The organism is Kocuria salsicia (genome assembly GCF_039532055.1).
In the GTDB taxonomy this organism is placed as follows: Bacteria; Actinomycetota; Actinomycetes; order Actinomycetales; family Micrococcaceae; genus Kocuria; species Kocuria salsicia.
The window spans coordinates 141,823-162,953 of the sequence record NZ_BAAARF010000005.1; the positions used below are offsets into that span (position 1 = coordinate 141,823).

13 protein-coding genes are annotated in these 21,131 nt (G+C 69.8%); 11 read left to right on the forward strand and 2 right to left on the reverse strand.

Annotation, left to right across the window (positions count from 1 at the left end; all coding sequences use genetic code 11):
• Window positions 1–50: 50 nt before the first annotated feature.
• Together ABD264_RS06060 and ABD264_RS06065 are read left to right on the forward strand one after the other, a co-directional pair.
• A complete protein-coding gene (locus ABD264_RS06060; protein ID WP_055084107.1) occupies window positions 51–1,238 on the forward strand; it encodes a sensor histidine kinase in 1,188 nt (395 codons plus the stop codon).
• Window positions 1,235–1,915 (forward strand): response regulator transcription factor, encoded by a 681-nt coding sequence (locus tag ABD264_RS06065; RefSeq protein WP_094393525.1) that lies wholly within the window; start codon window positions 1,235–1,237, stop codon window positions 1,913–1,915. Before ABD264_RS06060 ends, ABD264_RS06065 begins: the two co-directional genes overlap by 4 nt.
• A gap of 79 nt (window positions 1,916–1,994) precedes the next feature.
• On the opposite strand, the gene ABD264_RS06070 is transcribed toward ABD264_RS06065, so the two are convergent.
• Window positions 1,995–2,531 (reverse strand): hypothetical protein, encoded by a 537-nt coding sequence (locus ABD264_RS06070; RefSeq protein ID WP_344204953.1) that lies wholly within the window; start codon window positions 2,529–2,531, stop codon window positions 1,995–1,997.
• A 207-nt stretch (window positions 2,532–2,738) separates the two neighbouring features.
• Here ABD264_RS06070 and ABD264_RS06075 point away from each other — a divergent pair, with 207 nt between their 5' ends.
• From ABD264_RS06075 to glgX, 6 genes are all read left to right on the forward strand, one after another.
• Window positions 2,739–3,224 (forward strand): CarD family transcriptional regulator, encoded by a 486-nt coding sequence (locus ABD264_RS06075; RefSeq protein ID WP_035960700.1) that lies wholly within the window; start codon window positions 2,739–2,741, stop codon window positions 3,222–3,224.
• 19 nt (window positions 3,225–3,243) lie between these two features.
• The gene (gene ispD, locus ABD264_RS06080; protein ID WP_055084098.1) at window positions 3,244–4,017 is read left to right on the forward strand and encodes a 2-C-methyl-D-erythritol 4-phosphate cytidylyltransferase; all 774 of its coding nucleotides are present in this window, start codon (window positions 3,244–3,246) and stop codon (window positions 4,015–4,017) included.
• A 4-nt stretch (window positions 4,018–4,021) separates the two neighbouring features.
• Window positions 4,022–4,522 carry a 2-C-methyl-D-erythritol 2,4-cyclodiphosphate synthase gene (gene ispF, locus ABD264_RS06085; protein WP_055084096.1) on the forward strand — a complete coding sequence of 167 codons (501 nt, stop codon included), beginning with the start codon at window positions 4,022–4,024 and terminating at the stop codon, window positions 4,520–4,522.
• Window positions 4,523–4,688: 166 nt separating this feature from the next.
• Entirely contained in the window at window positions 4,689–6,131 is a 1,443-nt protein-coding gene (gene cysS, locus ABD264_RS06090) for a cysteine--tRNA ligase (protein WP_094393526.1), read from the forward strand.
• Window positions 6,132–6,215: 84 nt separating this feature from the next.
• Complete coding sequence (gene rlmB / locus ABD264_RS06095; protein WP_303106710.1) at window positions 6,216–7,184, forward strand: 23S rRNA (guanosine(2251)-2'-O)-methyltransferase RlmB; 969 nt, start codon at window positions 6,216–6,218, stop codon at window positions 7,182–7,184.
• On the forward strand, window positions 7,171–9,390 hold the full coding sequence (gene glgX / locus ABD264_RS06100; protein WP_344204958.1) for a glycogen debranching protein GlgX: 2,220 nt from the start codon (window positions 7,171–7,173) through the stop codon (window positions 9,388–9,390). Before rlmB ends, glgX begins: the two co-directional genes overlap by 14 nt.
• Window positions 9,391–9,447: 57 nt before the next feature.
• Here the strand turns inward: glgX and glgP are convergent, their stop codons facing one another.
• Window positions 9,448–12,075, reverse strand: coding sequence for an alpha-glucan family phosphorylase (gene glgP / locus ABD264_RS06105; RefSeq protein ID WP_344204960.1), 2,628 nt, complete (start codon window positions 12,073–12,075; stop codon window positions 9,448–9,450).
• A gap of 450 nt (window positions 12,076–12,525) precedes the next feature.
• On the opposite strand from glgP, the gene ABD264_RS06110 reads away from it, so the two are divergent.
• From ABD264_RS06110 to glgB, 3 genes are all read left to right on the forward strand, one after another.
• A complete protein-coding gene (locus tag ABD264_RS06110) occupies window positions 12,526–14,559 on the forward strand; it encodes an alpha-1,4-glucan--maltose-1-phosphate maltosyltransferase (RefSeq protein WP_144943136.1) in 2,034 nt (677 codons plus the stop codon).
• Window positions 14,560–14,671: 112 nt separating this feature from the next.
• Window positions 14,672–16,441: a maltose alpha-D-glucosyltransferase gene (gene treS / locus ABD264_RS06115; RefSeq protein WP_344204962.1), complete on the forward strand. Its 1,770-nt coding sequence runs from the start codon at window positions 14,672–14,674 to the stop codon at window positions 16,439–16,441.
• 62 nt (window positions 16,442–16,503) lie between these two features.
• Window positions 16,504–20,655 carry a 1,4-alpha-glucan branching protein GlgB gene (glgB, locus tag ABD264_RS06120; protein ID WP_344204964.1) on the forward strand — a complete coding sequence of 1,384 codons (4,152 nt, stop codon included), beginning with the start codon at window positions 16,504–16,506 and terminating at the stop codon, window positions 20,653–20,655.
• Window positions 20,656–21,131: the final 476 nt, after the last annotated feature.

Sequence of the window (21,131 nt, forward strand, 5' to 3'; positions counted from 1 at the left end):
GGGCAGGGATCCCGGGCCCCGCCGCGGATCCGGGCGTCTAAGCTGGCACCGTGAGCGAGACGACGATTGCCCTGCTGGCCGGGTTCATCGGTTTCCTGCTCGGCATCAGCGGGCTGATCGCCGTGCGGGCAAGCCAGCGCCGTCGCCACTTCCTCGCGGACGTCCAGGAGCCCACACTGCCCGAGGGCACCGCGGAGATCCTCGCGGCTCTGGGCCTCGCGTACGTGGTGGTCGACGGCGTGGACGGAGTCGTGAAGGCCTCTCCCGCCGCGTACGCCTACGGTCTCGTGCGCGGGCACACCGTGGTTCACGACGAGCTGCTGGAGATGGTGCGCAGCACCCGGCGCAACGGAGTGGTCGAGGAGAGGCGCCTCGAGCTCTCGCGGGGCCAGCTGCAGCGGGGCTCCATCGTGCTGGACATGCGCGTGGTGACCATCGCGGACGAGTACATCCTGCTGCTCGCGGACGACCAGACCGAGATCGTGCGGGCCCAGTCCATCCGCAACGACTTCGTGGCCAACGTCTCCCACGAGCTGAAGACCCCCGTGGGCGCCGTCAGCCTGCTCTCCGAAGCCATCGAGGACGCCGCCGAGGACCAGGACGCCGTGCGGCACTTCGCCGCGAGCCTGCAGCGGGAGTCCGCCCGGCTGAGCGCGATGGTGCAGGACATCATCGAGCTCTCCAGACTGCAGGGCACGGACGTTGTCGCCAAGGGCACGGCGGTGGACGTCAACCGCACCGTGCAGGAGGCCGTGGAGCGCAGCAGGCTCGCCGCGGAGAGCAGGAACATCTCCCTGAAGGTGGGGGGCCACGTGCAGATCCCTGTGTTCGGGGACCCGGACATGCTGGTGACGGCGGTGCGCAACCTGATCGACAACGCCGTGCGATACTCGCCGGAGGACACCCGCGTGGGTGTGGGGCTGCGGGAGCGCGGGGGAATGGTGCAGGTCACGGTCACGGACCAGGGCCCGGGGATCTCCGATGCGGAGCAGGACCGGATCTTCGAGCGCTTCTATCGGGTGGACAGTGCGCGCTCCCGCCAGACCGGCGGCACGGGGCTGGGGCTGAGCATCGTCAAGCACGTCATGGCGCAGCACGGCGGCGAGGTGTCCGTGTGGTCGCAGCCGGGGCGTGGCTCCACGTTCACACTGCTGCTGCCGCCCATGGACGACCCCGAGGACCAGGCGGAGCCCGCGAGCGGCGGGCAACGCGACGATCGAGTGGAGGAACGCGCGTGACCCAGATTCTCATGGTGGAGGACGAGGAGTCCCTGAGTGATCCGCTGGCCTACCTGCTGGGCCGGGAGGGCTTCGACGTGAGCGTTGTTGCGGACGGGATCAGCGCCGTCGCCGAGTTCGACAGGGCCGGCGCGGATCTCGTGCTGCTGGACCTCATGCTGCCGGGGCAGTCCGGCACCGAGGTGTGCAAGCAGATCCGGCAGCGCTCGAGCGTTCCGATCATCATGCTCACCGCCAAGGACGCGGAGATCGACAAGGTTGTGGGCCTGGAGCTCGGGGCGGACGACTACGTGACCAAGCCCTACTCCTCCCGGGAGCTCGTGGCCAGGATCAGGGCGGTGCTGCGCCGCAGGGCCGAGCCCGAGGAGCTGCTCACCGCCACGGTCTCGGCCGGGCCCGTGCGCATGGACGTGGAGCGCCACGTGGTGCACGTGGGCTCCGAGACCGTGGCCATGCCGCTGAAGGAGTTCGAGCTGCTCGAGATGCTGCTGCGCAACGCCGGCCGCGTGCTCACCCGCGGGCAGCTGATTGACCGGGTGTGGGGCTCCGACTACGTGGGGGACACCAAGACCTTGGACGTCCACGTCAAGCGGCTGCGCTCCAAGGTGGAACCGGATCCGTCCTCACCGCGGCACATCGTCACCGTGCGGGGTCTCGGGTACAAGTTCGAGCCGTGAGCCGGTGCGGGCACGAGAAGAGGACCGTGACTTTTGGGGTCACGGTCCTCTTCTCGTCAGGCGAGAGGGCCGGGAGCGGTCAGTGACCGCCCTCGGCCTTCTCCGCGTTCGGTGTGTTGGAGGGGTTCGCCGGAGTGGAGGGCACGCCGCCGGGCATGAAGCTCGCGTAGCGGGGGTAGGTGTAGTCCAGAACGGGCACCGAGACGGTCTCGTCGTCGCTGCCGGCGCGGAAGGTGGTGTCCACCATCAGACCCGGGTTGGCGCCGGCACGCTCGAGCATCACGGGCTCCGACTTCTCCAGGATGACCTCCTTGTTGGCGGGAACGTCGATCTTCACCGTGGAGCCGCTCGCGTCCATGGTGAGGGTCTGCGCGGCATCGTCGTTGTTGATGACCGTGCCGAGCACGCGGCCCTCGGAGTTCGCATCCTTGGCGACCACCAGGACGTTGCGCAGCTTGAGGTCCCCGAGGTCCATCTGGATGCCGTCCGCCGGGGCGAAGCTGTCCGTGGTGGCCTGCGGGCTGATGTACGCGCAGCCGCTTACGCTGGTCAGGACGGCAAGCGCTGCCGCACCCAGTCCGAGGTGCTGCAACTTCTTGTGGGCGGCGTTCTTCACGGCACGAACTCCTCGGGCTCTCTGACAGCGTGTGGCAATTTGAGGTCAGTCTATCGGTTTGGCCACGGATCGTCTGCATCCCGGGCTCGTCCGTGGCGCGGCTCGGCGGCTGTGCGGGGCCGCAGGCCCGGCGTTCGAGGGGCGTCCCAGCACAGGGTGGCGAATCATACACCGTGGTAGACTTGGTGGGCTGAAAGGGGTTTGTGCATGGTATTTGAGGTTGGCGAAACGGTTGTCTATCCGCACCACGGTGCTGCAACCATCGAGGAGATCAAGACTCGCACCATCAAGGGCGAAGAGAAGATGTACCTCCGGCTCAAGGTCACCCAGGGAGACCTGATGATCGAGGTTCCCGCGGAGAACGTGGACCTCGTGGGCGTCCGGGATGTCGTGGACGAGGACGGCCTCAAAGAGGTCATCGCGGTGCTGCAGGCCCAGGACGCCGAGGAGGCCTCCAACTGGTCCCGCCGTTACAAGGCCAACCTCGAGAAGCTTGCCTCCGGGGACGTCCTGAAGGTCGCGGAGGTCGTGCGCGACCTCTGGCGTCGCGACCGCGGCAAGGGACTCTCCGCTGGCGAGAAGCGCATGCTGACCAAGGCCCGGCAGATCCTCACCTCCGAACTGGCCCTGGCCAAGAAGATCGACGAGGAAGAGGCGGAGAAGCGCCTGGACGACATCCTGTCGGCCGCCTGAGCCACCCTCTCCTCTCCTGATGAGACACCCTGATGTTGCGAGCCCGTCCACTGCGGACGGGCTCGCCGTCGTCGTGGTGGCCGCCGGCTCCGGCACGCGGCTGGGGTACGGGATGCCCAAGGCGCTCGTCCCCGTGGCAGGCAGACCCCTGCTCGCCCACGCCCTGCGCACCGTGCGTGAGGCACTGCCCGCCGCGGCCGTCGTCGTCACCGTGCCGGAGGGGGACACCGAGCTAAGCTCGCTCGCCCGTGCCGTGGGAGCGCGAGCGGTGACGGGCGGCGCCACCCGTGCGCAGTCCGTGGCCCGCGCTCTCGCGCAGCTGCCGGAGAACACGGAGCACGTCCTGGTGCACGACGCCGCCCGCTGTCTCACCCCGCCCGTCGTCTTCGCGCGCGTGGTCGCCGCCCTTCACAACGAGGCCTCGGCGGTTGTGCCCGTCACGCCCGTCACGGACACGGTGCGCGGCGTGGACGAGGCCGGTGCGAGCACCGGGACCGTGGACCGCGCGGGCCTGCGGTCCGTGCAGACCCCCCAGGGCTTCGACCGCGCCCTGCTCGTGAGGGTCAACGCGGCTGCCGGCCTGCTTCCGGTGGAGTGCGAGGCGGACGCGGCCTCGACCCCGGGTCCCGAGGGCATCACGGACGACGCCAGTCTCGTGGAGCGCCACGCCCCCGAGCACACGGTGTACTTCGTCGAAGGCCACGAGGAGTCCTTCAAGGTCACCCGTCCCCTGGACCTGCTGCTCGCACGGGCAGTGGTGGCGGCCCGCTCCGGCGTGGAACGGAGAGAATGAGCGCATGAGCACCTTGAGCCCCCTTCCGTACCCCCTTCCCCTGACCGGCATCGGCGTGGACGTCCACGCGTTCGGCCCGGAGGGGACCCCCCTGTGGATCGCAGGGCTCCTGTGGCCCGGCGAGCGCGGTCTGAGCGGGCACTCGGACGGGGACGTCGTGGCGCACGCGGCCGCGGACGCTCTGTTCTCTGCAGCCGGGGTGGGGGACCTCGGCGCCCACTTCGGCACGGACCGTCCGGAGATGGCGGGGGCCTCCGGCGTCGCGATCCTCTCCGAGGCCGTGCGCACCGTGACCACGGCCGGCTTCCGGGTGGGCAACGTGTCCGTGCAGCTGATCGGCAACCGGCCCAGGTTCGCACCCCGGCGCGAGGAGGCCGCCGCCGTGCTCACGGAGGCGGCCGGTGCTCCTGTGCACCTGAGCGCCACCACCACGGACGCCCTCGGCCTCACGGGCCGCGGGGAGGGTATCGCGGCGATCGCCACGGCCCTCGTGCTGCCGGCCTGAACGTCGGGCCCGTCCAAACGTGCCGAGCACCTGGACGTGCCGTCGGTCCGCACGCCCCGACCGCCTGAACGTCCCCGCCATCTGGACGTACCGCTGGTCCGCCTGTCCGGACGTCCTGGGCGTCCGGCGTCACGGGCCGCACGGGCGTCCCCGTTAGACTGGTCCGGTGACTCTGCGCTTCTACGACACTGCGTCCGCGACCACCAGGGACTTCGTCCCCGTGCACCCCGGCGAGGCCGGGCTGTACTACTGCGGTGCCACGGTGCAGGGGGCGCCGCACATCGGACACGTGCGCTCCGCTCTCGTCTTCGATGTCCTGGCCCGGTGGCTGCGCTTCCGCGGCTACCGCGTGACCACGGTGCGCAACGTCACGGACATCGACGACAAGATCCTCGCCAACTCGGCGGCCTCCTATCAGGAGGGCTTCACCGGAGAGCACCCGCTGGAGCAGTGGTGGGCGCTGGCCTACCGGTTCGAGGGGGTCTTCGGACGGGCCTACGCCGCACTGGGGATCGACCGGCCCACCTACGAGCCGCGGGCCACGGGGCACGTCCCGGAGATGCACGCCCTGATCCAGGAGCTGGTCGACGCCGGGCACGCGTACCCAGCCCTCGACGATTCCGGGGACGTCTACTTCGACGTCCGCTCCTGGCCCCGCTACGGGGAGCTCACCCGGCAGCGGGTGGAGGACATGCAGGACGCCCCGGACGCTGATCCCCGGGGCAAGCGGGATCCCCGTGACTTCGCCCTGTGGAAGGGGCGCAAGGAGGGCGAACCCCTCACGGCGTCGTGGGACTCCCCCTGGGGCAGGGGCCGTCCGGGCTGGCACCTGGAGTGCTCGGCGATGGCCCACAAGTACCTGGGCGCGCACTTCGACATCCACGGCGGCGGGCTGGACCTGCGCTTCCCGCACCACGAGAACGAGCTGGCCCAGTCCACGGCGGCCGGGCGGGAGTTCGCGAACTTCTGGCTGCACAACGGGCTCGTGACGTACCAGGGCGAGAAGATGTCCAAGTCCATCGGCAACACCGTCTCGCCGGAGGCCATGCTCGAGCAGGCGCGCCCGCTCGCCGTGCGCTACTACCTGGGACAGGCGCACTACCGGTCGGTGCTGGACTACCGGCCCACGTCCCTGCAGGAGGCCACCGCCGCCGTCGAGCGCGTCGAGGCGGTCCTGGTCGCCGCGCTCCGCGCCGGACTCGCGCTGGACTGGACCCCGCAGGACGTGCCCGAGGCGTTCTCGGAGGCCATGGACGACGACCTCAACGTCCCCCGGGCGCTCGCCGCGCTGCACGAGTCGGTGCGCGCCGCCAACTCGGCACTCGCCGGTCCGGAGCCGGCGTCGGCGCGGTCCGCGGTCGCGGCCGTCGCGGGGATGAGCGACGTCATGGGCCTGCTGCAGCTGATGGACCTGGACGGCCCACAGGACGCCGACGGCGCGGAGCACCGCGCGCTCGACTCGCTCGTGCAGGACCTCCTGGTCCAGCGCGCGGCCGCGCGGGAGGCGAAGGACTGGGCCCTGGCGGACACGATCCGGGACCGGCTGGCGGCCGCAGGCGTCGTCGTGCAGGACGGCCCCCAGGGCGCGGAGTGGTCCGTGTGCTCCTGACGCTGACCTAAACTGGAGCGAAATCGCCGACCACCCCGGGGCGGCCCCGTGCCGTGACCCGTGACAGACACGGAGTGCTGACCCATGGCCCAGAACAACCGAGCCGGAGCCGTCCGCAAGAAGAAGAAGGGCGCGGTCGTCGGCAGCGGCGGTCAGCGCCGCAAGGGCCTCGAGGGCAAGGGCCCCACGCCCAAGGCCGAGGACCGCGTCTACCACAAGGCGTACAAGGCCAAGCAGGCTGCAGCCCGCAGGCAGCAGAGCTCCCACGGCAGGTCCCAGCGCTCGAGTGGCGGGCCCATCAAGGAGGACCTCGTGACCGGGCGCAACTCGGTGCTCGAGGCCCTGCGCGCGGGCGTTCCCGCGAAGACGCTGTTCGTGGCGACCAAGATCGAGGTGGACGACCGCGTCAAGGACATCCTGCAGCTGTGTGCCGAACGCCAGGTGCCCACGCTGGAGGCCTCCCGCTCGGAGCTGGACCGTCTCTCCGCGGATGCCATCCACCAGGGCGTGGTGCTGCAGGTTCCCCCGTACGAGTACCCGGACGCGGACGAGCTCGCGAGCTCCCTGATGGCACGCCGCGACGAGAGCCACCCACCTCTGCTGGTGGCGGCGGACGGCATCACGGACCCGCGCAACCTCGGCGCGATCATCCGCAGCGTCTCCGCGTTCGCAGGGGACGGCGTGATCCTTCCCGAGCGCCGCTCGGCGGGCGTCACGGCCACGGCCTGGAAGACCAGCTCCGGTGCCGCCGCACGCGTTCCCGTGGCCAAAGCCACGAACCTCACCCGCACTCTCGAGAACTGCAAGAAGCAGGGTTACTTCGTGGTGGGCCTGGACGGCGGCGGGGACATGTCCCTGCCGCAGCTCGAACTGGCGACAGAGCCCCTCGTGGTGGTCGTCGGCTCCGAGGGCAAGGGCCTCTCCCGGCTCGTCACCGAGCACTGCGACGCAATCGTCTCCATTCCCATCGAGTCCGCCATGGAGTCGCTCAACGCGTCCATGGCCGTGGGGATCACGCTGTACGAGATCGCGCGTCGCCGTGCAAGCGCGTAGCCACCCGCTGGGGGTCCACCCCTCGCCGTCCGGTGACGGCACCGCCAACGTGGCGGTCTACGCCCCCGGGCTGGACGAGGTGGACCTGGTCTTCGCCCGGCCGGGCGAGTCCTGGCAGCGGCTGCGCCTGGACGGCGTGAACCACGGAATCCACTACGCCACAGTGCCCCGGCCCCGGGGCGTGGCCTCGCTGAGCATGAGCGCTCAGGAGCTCGCGCGCGACGTGTCCCCTGCCATGCCGGCGGGCACCCGCTACGGGTTCGTCCCGGCCCGGGCGCACGGCACCCCCGTCCCGGACCCGGCGCTGGAACCGGTCCTGCTGGACCCCTATGGAAGGGGACTGACCCGCGTGGCCCCGCCGGGCGACGTTGTGGACCCCGGTCCGGACGCCTACGGCGGGATGTACGTCAGCGAGGTCGTGGCGCAGGACCACGAGTGGCACGACGAACCCCGCCCCGCCCACCCCTGGCGGGACACCGTGATCTACGAGGCGCACGTCAAGGGCCTCACCATGCTCCACCCGGAGATCCCCCACGAGCTGCGCGGCACGTACGCCGGGCTCGGGCACCCGGCGGTGCTCGAGCACCTGCATGGGCTGGGGGTCACCGCCGTGGAGCTGCTGCCGGTGCACGCGCACCTGGACGAGGCGCACCTCACGGCCAACGGACTCACGAACTACTGGGGCTACAACACCCTGGGCTTCTTCGCCCCGCACGCCTGCTACGCCACGCGCGCGGCCCAGCAGGCGGGGCCCACCGCGGTGCTGGACGAGTTCAAGGACATGGTGGACGCCCTGCACCGCGCCGGGCTGCAGGTCTACCTGGACGTCGTGTACAACCACACGGCCGAGGGCGGTCCGGACCAGCGGGCCTACTGCTGGCGGGGGCTGGGTGAGGGCGAGTACTACCGGCACGACGAGCACGGCAACTACGTGGACGTCACCGGCTGCGGGAACTCCGTGAACTTCGCAGACGCACAGGTGGTGCGGATGACCCTGGACTCACTGCGGTATTGGGTGGAGGAGTGCCACGTGGACGGCTTCCGCTTCGACCTCGCGCCGGAGCTCGGCCGGGACGAGCACCACCACTTCACCCGCAACCACCCGTTCTTCGTGGCCGTGGCCGCGGATCCGGTGCTGCAGGGAGTCCGGATGATCTCCGAGCCGTGGGACGTGGGGGCCGGCGGCTGGCAGACCGGCCGCTTCCCCGCGGGGTGGGCGGACTGGAACGACCAGTACCGGGACACGGTCCGCGACTTCTGGCTCTCCGGCCAGCGCACGATGCGCCGCGGGGGAGGGGGCGGCACCGCCGCGCGGCTCGCGGGGGCCATGTCCGGCTCCGCGGACCTCTTCGCACCGAACGGGCGCACCACGCTGGCCTCGGTCAACTTCATCACTGCGCACGACGGCTTCACGCTCTACGACCTCACGGCCTACGACAGCAAGCACAACGAGGCCAACCGTGAGAGCAACGCCGACGGCACGAACGACAACCACTCCTGGAACCACGACCACGAGGGCTTCTCCCCTGACGTCCGCGTCCGCTCCGCGAGGGCGGCCACGGCGCGGAACATGATGGCCACCCTGCTGTTCTCCCAGGGCGTGCCCATGATCACTGCGGGGGACGAGCTGCTGCGCTCGCAGGGCGGCAACAACAACGCGTACTGCCAGGACAACCGGCTGTCGTGGGTGGACTGGGCCCTCACCCCGTTCGACCGCTCGATGCTGCACATCACGCAGCGCCTCGTCCGGATCCGCCGCGCGTTCCTCGCGGGACAGCCCCACGAGTTCCCCACGCGGCCGCAGGACGTGGTGCTGAACTGGTACGCGAACTCAGGGGAGCCCATGACGGCGGAACTGTGGCAGACGGACGGGGAGCGCGCCCTGCAGGTCGCACTCGCCGCCCGCGGCGGGCGAGTGGCCGGACTCTTCGTCCTCAACGGCACGGAGTCCCCGGTGGCCGCGGTGCTGCCGGCCTTTGAGCACCCGGCGCGCACCGAGCGGTTCCCCGGGGACCGCGACGCCCGCGTCCCAGGCGCCCGTGGCACGTCCCACGCGGCGGGAGCGGGTGACGCAACGGCGGCGAGCACCTACCGGCTGGTGCTCGCCACGGACTCGCACCTGGACGAGCTGACCGGCAACCGCTGGCGCACCGGAGACGAGGTCACGCTCCCGCCGCAGGGCGTGGCGATGTTCGCGATCACCTGAGCACGCAAGAGGCCCCGGACCAGTGGTCCGGGGCCTCTTTTCTCTGCGTGCGGGGTCTCAGTCCGCCGCGTTGCTCACCAGGGAGAGCTCAGCAGGGGAGGCGAGACCCGCGTGGCGGGGCAGAACCCGCACCGTGTACCCGAAAGGCCCCGAGCGGTCGATCGTGATGGGACCGGAGAAGAGCTGGCGGCCGCCGTCGAGGGGCTCGTCCGGCTCCAGCACGGCGTAGGAGCGCTCGTGGATGTGGTCGGTCTCGGACACCCGCCCGTAGCCGACCTCCACCGTGACGTCCTCGGGGGTGAGGGAGCCCAGGTCCACGTACGCGCTGACGGTCAGCTCGTCGCCGATCTGCGGCTCCTGGTGGACGCCCTGGGCGTCCACGTGCTCCACCCGCACCTGCGGCCAGGCCTCCCGCACGCGCTCGATCCAGTGCGCGGTGGCCCGGGCTGCTGCGCCGTCGTCCGCCGCCGCGGCACGGCCGGAGACGCACGCCGGGACGTAGAGCTGCTGCACGTAGTCCGTGAGCATGCGCCGCGCCGAGACGCGGGGCCCGAGCGTCGCGAGGGTGTGGCGCACCATCGCGAGCCACTGGTGAGGGACCGCGTCCGGGGCGGGGGCCGTCTCGTGCCGCGGCGCGAGGGCACCGGCCTCTGTGCCGTCGCCGTAGAAGCGGGGCGCCACGTGGGACTCGATGAGCTCGTAGAGTGCGGCCGCCTCGACGTCGTCCCGCTCGTCCGTGCTGGCCTTGTTGTCCGCGGTGGGGATGGCCCACCCGTTCTGGCCGTCGTACATCTCGTCCCACCAGCCGTCCAGGACGGAGAGGTTCAGACCACCGTTGATCGCGGCCTTCATGCCGGATGTTCCGCACGCCTCCAGCGGGCGCAGGGGGTTGTTGAGCCACACGTCGCAGCCCGGGAAGAGCACGCGTGCCATCGCGATGTCGTAGTTCGGCAGGAAGACGATGCGGTGACGGACCTCGGGATCGTCCGTGAACCGCACGAGATCCTGGATCATGCGCTTGCCCATCTCGTCCGCCGGGTGGGACTTGCCCGCGACCACCAGCTGCACGGGGCGCTGCGGGTCCAGCAGGATCCGCTTCAGCCGCGCCGGATCCCGCAGCATGAGCGTCAGACGCTTGTAGGTGGGCACGCGCCGGGCGAAGCCGATCGTGAGCACGTCCGGGTCCAGCACGGACTCGGTCCAGCCCAGCTCGGCGTCTGCGGCACCGCGCTTCTTCCACGAGGCGCGCAGGCGCTCGCGGACGTCGCGCACGAGGCGCTCGCGCAGCACGCGGCGCACGGCCCACAGCTCGGCGTCCGGCACGTCGTAGACCTTCCGCCAGCGCGCGGCCGGGTGCAGGTCGTTCTCCTGCGGCTCCACGGCGAGGTCCCACACCAGCGGGTCGATCCACGAGGGCACGTGCACCCCGTTGGTGATCGAGGTGATCGGAACCTCGTCCACGTCGAAGCCCTGCCACAGGCCGTGGAACATGGAGCGGGAGACCGCACCGTGCAGCTTGGCCACGCCGTTGGCGCGCTGTGCGAGGCGCAGGCCCATCACGGCCATGTTGAACTTGCCAGGATTCCCGTCCGGGTAGGTCTCGGCGCCGAGGTCCAGAATCCGCTCGAGCGGCACGGCCGGGGTGAGCCCGGCGGAGAAGAAGTGGCCCACCTGGTCGCGCTCGAACCGGTCGATGCCCGCGGGCACGGGGGTGTGGGTGGTGAACACGGTGGCGGCGCGGACCTCCGCGAGCGCTTCCTCCCAGGTCATGGGCTCCGAGCCGTCCTCGGGGCTCATCAGCTCCTGGATGCGCTCGATGCCCAGGAACCCGGCGTGGCCCTCGTTGCAGTGGTAGACCTCCGGCGCGGCGGCGCCGGTGAGGCGGCTGTGAACGCGCAGCGCGCGGATCCCGCCCAGGCCCAGCAGCAGCTCCTGCTGCAAACGGTGGTCGCTGCCGCCGCCGTACAGGCGGTCGGTGATGTTGCGGGCGGCGTCGTCGTTCTGCCGGATGTTGGAGTCCAGCAGCAGCAGGGGAACCCGGCCCACGTCCGCGCGCCAGATCTGTGCGGAGAGGCTGCGCCCGTCCGGCAGGGGCAACGTGATCAGAGCGGGCGTGCCGTCCGCTTCGCGCAGCAGGGTCAGTGGCAGCTCGTCCGGGTCCAGGACCGGGTAGGTTTCCTGCTGCCAGCCGTCGCGGGACAGGGACTGCTTGAAGTACCCCGCCTGGTAGAGCAGGCCCACGCCGACCACGGGGACGCCCATGTCAGAGGCGGTCTTGAGGTGGTCCCCGGCGAGGATTCCGAGCCCGCCCGAGTACTGCGGCAGCGCGGGGGTGATCCCGTACTCGGCGGAGAAGTAGGCAATGGCGCGCGGTGCCTCCGGGCCCTGGGTGCGCTGGTACCAGTGCGGCTCGGTGAGATAGGTCTCGAGGTCCGCGTCCAGAGCGCGCACGCGCGCCACGAACTCCGGGTCCTGGGAGATCTGCTGGATCTCCTCGCGGGTGAGCGAGCCCAGGAGCTTCACCGGGTCCCCGTGCACAGCCTCCCAGGCATGCGGGTTGAGCGCGGCGAAGAGGTCTTCGGTGGGTTTGTGCCAGGACCAGCGGAGGTTCCTGGCCAGGCGCCCCAGCGGGGCGATCGACTCGGGGAGGACGGTGCGGACGGTGAACCTGCGGATGGCCTTCACAGTGCGAGCCTAGCGGCTGGGCACGCCGCCCGTGCCGCACGCCCCGCCGTGTGACACACCTCCGCATGCCAGGATCCCGGGGCCTTAAGAATCCCGGGGATAGTCGGTAACGTTGGTCACGTGTCGCAGCAGAACTCACAGCCCCATGGTCGTCGCCCGTCCCACGATCCCGCACCGGACGCCCACGCGGGTGACGCGCACCCGGACGTCGGCTCGCGCCTGACCCCGCCGGTGCCCGCCACGGGAGTGCCGGACGTCGCCCCGTCCGTCTCGAGCGCGGACGTCGCCCCTCACGCTAGTGCCGTGACCGCGGCGGACGACAGCCACGTCGTCGCGCGCGAGTCCCACGGGACCGGCAACGGGCGCACCGTCCCGGAGCCAGGGGTCACCCCGGAGCCGCGGCGCACCGAAATCCAGGGCACCGAGCCGCAGGACCCCGAGGATGACCCCATGGACTTTCCGTCCGCGGATCTGGTCTACGGACGCATCCCCGTGACCGACGTCAGCCCAGTGATCGAGGGCGGGCGCTTCCCGGCCACCGCGATCCCCGGCGAGGACATTCGGGTGGGTGCCACCGTGTTCCGCGAGGGCCACGACTCCCTGGGTGTGACCGCGGTGCTCTACGACCCCCGGGGGCGGGAGACCCAGCGGCGTCGGATGCGGCTCGTGGCCACCGGAACGGACCGCTACGAGGCCGTGGTGCGTCCGGAGTCCGAGGGCCGCTGGAGCTTTGCCGTGGAGGGCTGGTCCGACCTCTACGACACGTGGCACCACGCCGCCGAGATCAAGCTCGGGGTGGGCCAGGACGTGGAGCTGATGTTTCAGGAGGCCGCGCTGCTCTTCGATGCGGCGTCGAAGGAGTCGGAGCGCTCGTCCGAGGAGGTCCGTGCGTTCGAGGACGCGTCCGAAGCCATGACGGACACCTCCCGCACACCCGAGGAGCGTTGGCAGATCGCCACCTCCGAGCAGATCCTGCGCTACGTCGAGGACCGGCCGCTGCGCGACCTCGTGACCACGTCCGCGCGCTATCCGGTCGAGGTCGAGCGCGAGGCCGCCGGGCGGGGCGCGTGGTACGAGTTCTTCCCCCGCTCGGAGGGCGCGACGTACGACCCCGAGTCGGGAACCTGGACCTCCGGGAACTTCCGCACGGCCACGGCGGCGCTGGACCGTGCCGCCCGCATGGGCTTCGACGTCGCCTACCTGCCTCCGATCCACCCCATCGGGCGCAACCACCGCAAGGGCCCGGACAACACCCTGACCGCGGGGCCCCAGGACCCCGGCTCCCCGTGGGCCATCGGCGGCCCGGAGGGCGGTCACGACGCCATCCACCCGGACCTGGGCACGTTCGAGGACTTCGACGCCTTCGTGGCCCACGCCCAAGGGCTCGGTCTCGAGGTCGCCCTGGACCTCGCGCTGCAGGCGTCCCCGGACCACCCGTGGGTCCAGGAGCACCCCCAGTGGTTCACCACGCGCGCGGACGGCAGCATCGCCTACGCCGAGAACCCGCCCAAGAAGTACCAGGACATCTACCCCCTGAACTTTGACAACGACCCCCAAGGCCTCGCGGCCGAGGTGCTGCGGATCGTGGAGCTGTGGATTGGCCACGGGGTGGACATCTTCCGGGTGGACAACCCCCACACCAAGCCCCTGTGGTTCTGGGAGTGGCTGATCGCCCGCGTGCGCGAGAAGCACCCGGACACCGTCTTCCTCGCGGAGGCCTTCACCCGGCCGGCCATGATGCGCGGGCTTGCGAAGGCCGGTTTCGAGCAGTCCTACTCGTACTTCACCTGGCGCAACACCAAGGAGGAAATCGAGGAATACTTCGAGGAGATCTCCCACGAGACCTCGGGCTTCTACCGCCCCAACTTCTTCGTGAATACCCCGGACATCCTCACCGAGTACCTCCAGTTCGGCGGTCCCGCGGCATTCAAGGTGCGAGCCGTGCTCGCGGCCACGGCTTCCCCGCTGTGGGGCCTCTACGCAGGCTTCGAGCTCTTCGAGCATGTGGCCCGCCCGGGGGCCGAGGAGTACATCGACAACGAGAAGTTCCAGCTGCGCCCGCGCGACTTCGATGGTGCCCTGGAACGCGGCGAGTCCCTCGCGCCGTACGTCACCCGCCTGAACCAGATCCGCAGAGACCACCCTGCGCTGGGGGACCTGCAGAACCTCACCGTGCAGGCGACCTCGGACGACGCCGTCGTGGCCTACAGCAAGACCAAGACGGTCGAGCACGGGGGCGTGGAGGTGCGGGACACGGTCATCGTGGTCGTCAACACCGATCCCCACGCCACGCGCGAGGCAACGGTCTGGCTGGACCTCGACTCACTGGACCTGCGGGACGAGGACTTCAACGAGGACGGCTCGTTCTGGGTGGACGACCTCATCTCCGGCGCGAGCTGGAAGTGGGGCAGTCACAACTACGTTCGTCTGGACCCCTACGTGGAGCCCGCACACGTGCTGAGCATCCGCCGGGACGTCAAGTGACCCGCCGGCCGCCGCGCGCCGCGGCACTCCGCGGTCATGGCGGCGGCCCGTCGAGTCCCGTACCTTTCACGTTCGTCACACTTGTCTCTGCGAGAGGGCAGTCCCGCACACCATGAGCACCACTCCTTTCCACCTCAACGCTCCCGGGATCGCCCACGACCCCGAGTGGTACCGCAAGGCCGTCTTCTACGAGGTCCTCGTGCGCGCCTTCTCCGACGCCAACGGCGACGGCTCCGGTGACTTCACCGGCCTGATCGACAAGCTCGACTACCTGCAGTGGCTCGGCATCGACTGCCTGTGGCTGCCGCCGTTCTACGAGTCCCCGCTGCGCGACGGTGGATACGACATCTCCGACTACTACTCCGTGCTGGACGAGTTCGGCACGGTCAGCGACTTCAAGCGTCTCGTCGCGGAGGCCCACGCCCGTGGCCTGCGCGTCATCACGGACCTGCCGCTGAACCACACCTCGGACCAGCACCCGTGGTTCCAGGCCTCCCGCGAAGACCCGGAGGGCCCCTACGGGGACTTCTACGTGTGGTCGGACACGGACGAGAAGTACGAGGACGCGCGCATCATCTTCGTGGACACGGAGATCTCGAACTGGACCTTCGACCCGGTGCGCCGGCAGTTCTTCTGGCACCGCTTCTTCTCGCACCAGCCGGACCTGAACTTCGAGAACCCGAAGGTCGTCGAGGCGGTCTTCGACGTGGTGAAGTTCTGGCTGGACATGGGTATCGACGGCTTTCGCGCGGACGCAATTCCGTACCTCATCGAAGAGGAGGGCACCAACTGCGAGAACCTCCCCGGAACGCACGACTTCCTGGTGCGGCTGCGCGAGATGGTGGACCGGGAGTACCCCGGGCGGGTGATCGTCGCGGAGGCGAACCAGATGCCCCACGAGGTCGTGGAGTACTTCGGCACCGAGGAGGCGCCGGAGTGCCACATGTGCTTCCACTTCCCGATCATGCCGCGGATCTACTACTCCCTGCGTGATCAGAAGGCCGAGCCGATCATCTCCGCCATGGAGAACACACCGCAGATCCCCAAGGGCACCCAGTGGGGCACCTTCCTGCGCAACCACGACGAGCTCACGCTCGAGATGGTCACGAGCGAGGAGCGCCAGGCCATGCTGGGCTGGTACGCACCGGACTCCCGGATGCGGGCGAACATCGGCATCCGACGCCGTCTGGCGCCGCTGCTCGACAACTCGCGAGCCGAGCTGGAGCTGGCACACGCGCTGCTGCTCTCCCTGCCGGGCTCCCCGTTCCTGTACTACGGGGACGAGATCGGCATGGGGGACAACATCTGGCTCGACGACCGTGACGCCTCACGCACGCCCATGCAGTGGACCCCGGACCGCAACGCGGGGTTCTCCACCGCGGACCCGGGCAAGCTGTACCTGCCCGTGGTGCAGTCGCTGGTCTACAACTACGCGCAGACGAACGTGGAGACCCAGCTGGCGTCCTCGTCCTCGCTGCTGCACTGGATCCGTCAAATGCTCATGGTGCGCAAGGCCCACCCGGCCTTCGGCATGGGCGAGTACGTCAACGTGGCCACGGACCACGAGTCCGTGCTCGCATTTCTGCGTCGCCTGGACCCCGAGGACTCGGAGGACGGCGTGGGGGAGACCCTGCTGTGCATCTTCAATCTCTCTCACGTGCCCGCGAGCTGCTCGGTGCACCTGGGCGAATACGCGGGCCGTGGCACCCGGGAACTCTTCGGCGGCGAGCCCTTCGGGTCGTTCTCCGACGAGGGCGACTACCGGATCACGCTCGGTTCGCAGGACTTCTTCTGGCTGCGGCTGCGCACTGCCCCGGCCACGGACGGCAGCCATCCGGAGACCGTGGCGATGCCCATCATCAGGCCCGCACGCAGCGAGTGAGACCGCGCGGGTCCGCCCGTGCGCGCGCGACAGACAGTTCCAGACGAAAGCGGGGAGCCCACATGACGGATCAGCAACTTCTCGACCGGCTGCGTGAGTGGCTGCCGCTCCAGCGGTGGTTCCCGTTCACGGCCACCCCGGACCAGCTGAGGCTGAACGTGGTGGGCCGCACGGACGTCGGCGGGGACGACCGCTGGGAGTCCGAGCCCGGCACGCAGCGCACCATCTACCTGGTGCAGGTCACCGTGGGCGAGCGTACGGAGCTGCTCAGCGTCCCGGTGGTGGGCAGCATCCGGGAGATTCCGGAGCTGGAGCGGTTCGCGATCGGCTCCTACTGCGTGGGCGGTCCGGACCGCCCGCTGCCCGAGCAGCTGATCGCGGGAGCAGAGGCCTCGGCGTCCTTCCTGCGCCGCGCGATCTCGCAGGCCGGTTCGCTGCTGGAGCGACGTCGCGGCTCGCGTCACGGGACCCAGGGTGGGGCTCGCAGGGCGGCGGACGACGCCGCGTCGTCGGGTTCCGCAAGGCCGGGCACTGAGGCTGCCGACCGTGTGAGTGGTACGGAGGCCGCGGACGACGGCGCCACGCTGCACCTCTACGATGCCGTGGGCGAGCCCGGTTTCCTGGACCGCGTGCTGCGGATGATGGACGCGCAGCTCACCGAGGGAGGGGTCCTGCGCCACGGCATGGGTCTGCACGGGCGCTACACGGGCGCGCTGAACACGGACTACCGGATCTCCTCCCCGGAGCAGGTGCACGTGATCTCCTCGGAGCAGTCCAACACCTCCGTGATCCTGCGTCCCGCGCAGACCGCGGACCGGACGGACGCCCTGGGCGGGGACGCCGTGATCGTCAAGTTCTTCCGCGTGGTGGGGGAGGGCCGCAACCCGGACGTCGAGGTCGGCGTGAAGCTCACCTCGCACGGCTCCACCGCGGTACCGGCCACCGCAGGCTGGCTCGACGCTCAGTGGCGCCAGGGCCTGGTCACGACGTCCGGGCAGCTCGCCGTGGCCGCGCAGTTCCTGGACCACTCCGAGGACGCGTGGGCCATGGCTGTCTCCGCCGCCACGCAGGGCAGCGACTTCACGGACCTCGCGCGGGACCTCGGGGCCACGACGGCGCGCGTGCACGCCGACCTCCTGGGTGCCTTCGAGCCCGTCACGGTCGACGACGCCGCCCGGCGTCGTTTCCTGGAGGACCTTGCCTCGCGCATCCGCTGGGCCTGGGAGTCCTGCGGGGAACGCTTCGAGTCCCTCACGCCGCAGGTCGACGCACTGCTCGAGGAGCTCTCCGAGACCCGGAGCATCCCGGCCCTGCAGCGCATCCACGGCGACTACCACCTGGGGCAGGTGCTGCACAGCGACTACCAGGGCTTCCGCATCCTCGACTTCGAAGGCGAGCCGCTGCGTCCTATCAAGGAGCGGGTGCGCCCGGACGTGGCGCTGCGCGACGTCGTGGGAATGCTGCGCTCCTTCGACTACGCCGGAGCCATGGCCGCCAAGGAGACGGAACAGGACACCGAGGAGTGGACGCGCGCGGTCTCCGACGCGTTCCTGGCGGGCTACGGCACCACGCGCGGGGACGTTCTGGACACGGACTCCGTGCTCTACCGGGCGCTGTGGCTGGACAAGGCCCTCTACGAGGTCGTCTACGAGCAGCGCAACCGACCCGACTGGGTGCAGGTCCCTGCGGCGGCCGTGGTGCGCTCGCTTGAACGTGCACGCTCCCGTAACGTGAGTCACGAAGCCCACGAGAGCCAGTCAACGCCGTCGAGAACCGAGGATTTCGTGACCACCGAGCACCCCCAGAACACCGGCCCCGCACCCTCCTCCGAGCCTGCCGCGTCCTCAGAGCCCTCACCGTCCGCTGACCCCCGGGCCACGGAGGGGACGACCGCCCGTTCCGACTCCGACGCCTCCAGCCCCGCGCGCGGGGCCCGTCACGCCACGCGTCCCTCCGGTGGAGATGCCGCGCCGGCGGCCTCCGGCCCCGCCGGCGGGCCGGTGCCTGTCGCCCAGGACGTCCTCGCGGCGGTCGCCGAGGGCCGTTACCACGATCCCCACTCCGTGCTCGGAGCGCACCCCAACCCGGACGGCTCCGTGACCATCCGCACACTGCGGCGCTTCGCGACGCAGGTCTCGGTGCGCACGCCGAACGGCACGTTCCCTCTCGAGCACGAGTGGGGTGGCATCTTCACCGGTGTGGTCCCGGCGCACGACGAGGGCCAGATCCCCGACTACCGCGTGGACGTGACGTACGCGGGCAAGGACCAGGAAGAGGTCGACGACCCGTACCGCTTCGCCCCCACGCTCGGCGAGTTGGACCTGCACCTCATCGGAGAGGGCCGCCACGAGACGCTGTGGACGGTTCTGGGCGCGCACGTGCAGCACTACCCCTCGCCCCTGGGCGACGTCTCGGGTGTCAGCTTCGCGGTGTGGGCGCCCAACGCCCAGGCTGTGCGCGTGATCGGCGACTTCAACGGCTGGGACGGCTCCGAGCAGGCGATGCGCTCGCTGGGCTCCAGCGGCGTGTGGGAGCTGTTCGTGCCCGGCATGAAGTCCGGGGACACCTACAAGTTCCGCATCTGCGGGGTGGACGGGGCGTGGCGCGACAAGGCGGACCCCATGGCATTCGGCACCGAGATCCCGCCGTCCACCGCGTCGCGGGTCTTCGACTCCGAGTACGAGTTCCAGGACGCCGAGTGGATGGCTCGGCGCGCGAGTACGGACCCCCACAACGCGCCCATGAGCGTGTACGAGATGCACATCGGCTCGTGGCGCATGGGACTCGGCTACGTCGACCTCGCGCGGGAGCTCGTGGAGTACCTCACGTGGCAGGGGTTCACGCACGTGGAGTTCATGCCCGTGGCCGAGCACCCGTTCGGCGGGTCCTGGGGCTACCAGGTCACCGGTTACTACGCGCCGTCCTCGCGCTTCGGCTCCCCGGACGAGTTCCGCTACCTCGTGGACCAGCTGCACAAGGCGGGCATCGGCGTGCTCGTGGACTGGGTCCCGGGGCACTTCCCCAAAGACGAGTGGGCGCTCGCCAAGTTCGACGGCCAGCCCCTCTACGAGCACCCGGACCCCCGTCGCGGCGAGCACAAGGACTGGGGCACGCTGATCTTCGACTACGGTCGTCGCGAAGTGCGCAACTTCCTCGTGGCCAACGCGAACTACTGGCTCGAGGAGTTTCACGTGGACGGGCTGCGCGTGGACGCTGTGGCGTCCATGCTCTACCTCGACTACTCCCGCAACGACGGCGAGTGGGAGCCCAACCAGTACGGCGGCCGCGAGAACCTGGAGGCGATCGGCTTCCTGCAGGAGGCCAACGCAACGGCGTACCGCCGCAACCCCGGCGTCGTGATGATTGCGGAGGAGTCCACATCCTTCCCGGGTGTCACCAAGCCGACCAGCGCGGGCGGTCTGGGCTTTGGCATCAAGTGGAACATGGGATGGATGCACGACAGCCTCGAGTACATGGCCGAGGATCCGATCAACCGCCACTACCACCACAACAAGGCCACGTTCTCACTGGTCTATGCGTTCTCGGAGAACTTCATCCTGCCGATCTCGCACGACGAGGTCGTCTACGGGAAGGGATCGCTGCTGCGCAAGATGCCGGGCGACCGCTGGCAGCAGCTGGCCAGTGTGCGCGCCTACCTCGCGTACATGTGGGCACACCCCGGCAAGCAGCTGATCTTCATGGGGACCGAGTACGCCCAGGAATCCGAGTGGTCCCAGGAGCACGGTCTGGACTGGTGGCTCTCCGAGACTCCGCCGCACCACGGCGTCCAGGAACTGGTGAAGAGCCTGAACGAGGTCTACCGCAGCACCCCCGCGCTCTACTCGCGTGACAACGACCCATCGGGGTTCGAGTGGATCGACGCGAACGACGCCATGCGCAACACCCTCTCGTTCACCCGGTGGGACGATCAGGGCAACCCGCTCGTGAGCGTGGCGAACTTCGCCGGGAACACCCACGAGAACTTCCGCCTCGGTCTGCCCTGGGCCGGCGAGTGGGAGGAGGTGCTGAACACGGATGCCGAGGTCTTCGGCGGTTCGGGCGTCGGAAACCTGGGGAAGGTGACCGCCAACGAGGGCGCTTTCAACGGTGCCCCGGCCTCGGCAGAGCTCACCGTTCCCCCTTTGGCCGTGCTCTTCCTCAAGCCGGTCAGCCACGCCGCGCTCGAGGGCGGCCGCCAGGCTCGAGAGGAATGACGACCGCGGTTGTCTCCCGCTGGAGTGGGAGACAACAGACGACGAACCCGCGAACGGCCCTGAGCCTCCGCGGGTTTGTCGTTTCCCCGGGGCGCGTGTAATGTCTTCCGAGTTGCCCCGGCGACCGCGAGAGCGGGACGAAGGGCCGCAAGATCCGGGGGATCCACCCAGAGCACCCGCGCTGCACAGCAGCGAAAACGTGTGCTACGGTAGGTCCCCGCAAGCAAGCGGATGGCGGTTGTGCTGCAGAGCTTCACCGGGTGTTCACCCGGAGTTGCGAACGGCAAAGCTGAACGGTAAGCTTGCGGATCGCAACCAAGCGAAAACAGCTTGTCGAGAACAAGTCAAATCGTTGTGGTGTGTTGTTTGTCAACTCAATAGTGTGTCTAGTTTGTTGATACCAAATTTTTTGTTTTTGGTTGATGGCCTGATGTCCTCTGGGTGTTTTCCCGTTTCCTGGGGGTGTTGGGTGTCAG

Coding starts and splice junctions, on each gene's coding strand:
- ABD264_RS06075 (WP_035960700.1), top strand. CDS start 2,739: ATGGTATTTGAGGTTGGCGAAACGGTTGTCTATCCGCACCACGGTGCT.
- ispD (WP_055084098.1), top strand. CDS start 3,244: ATGAGACACCCTGATGTTGCGAGCCCGTCCACTGCGGACGGGCTCGCC.
- ispF (WP_055084096.1), top strand. CDS start 4,022: ATGAGCACCTTGAGCCCCCTTCCGTACCCCCTTCCCCTGACCGGCATC.
- rlmB (WP_303106710.1), top strand. CDS start 6,216: ATGGCCCAGAACAACCGAGCCGGAGCCGTCCGCAAGAAGAAGAAGGGC.
- ABD264_RS06110 (WP_144943136.1), top strand. CDS start 12,526: ATGGACTTTCCGTCCGCGGATCTGGTCTACGGACGCATCCCCGTGACC.
- treS (WP_344204962.1), top strand. CDS start 14,672: ATGAGCACCACTCCTTTCCACCTCAACGCTCCCGGGATCGCCCACGAC.
- glgB (WP_344204964.1), top strand. CDS start 16,504: ATGACGGATCAGCAACTTCTCGACCGGCTGCGTGAGTGGCTGCCGCTC.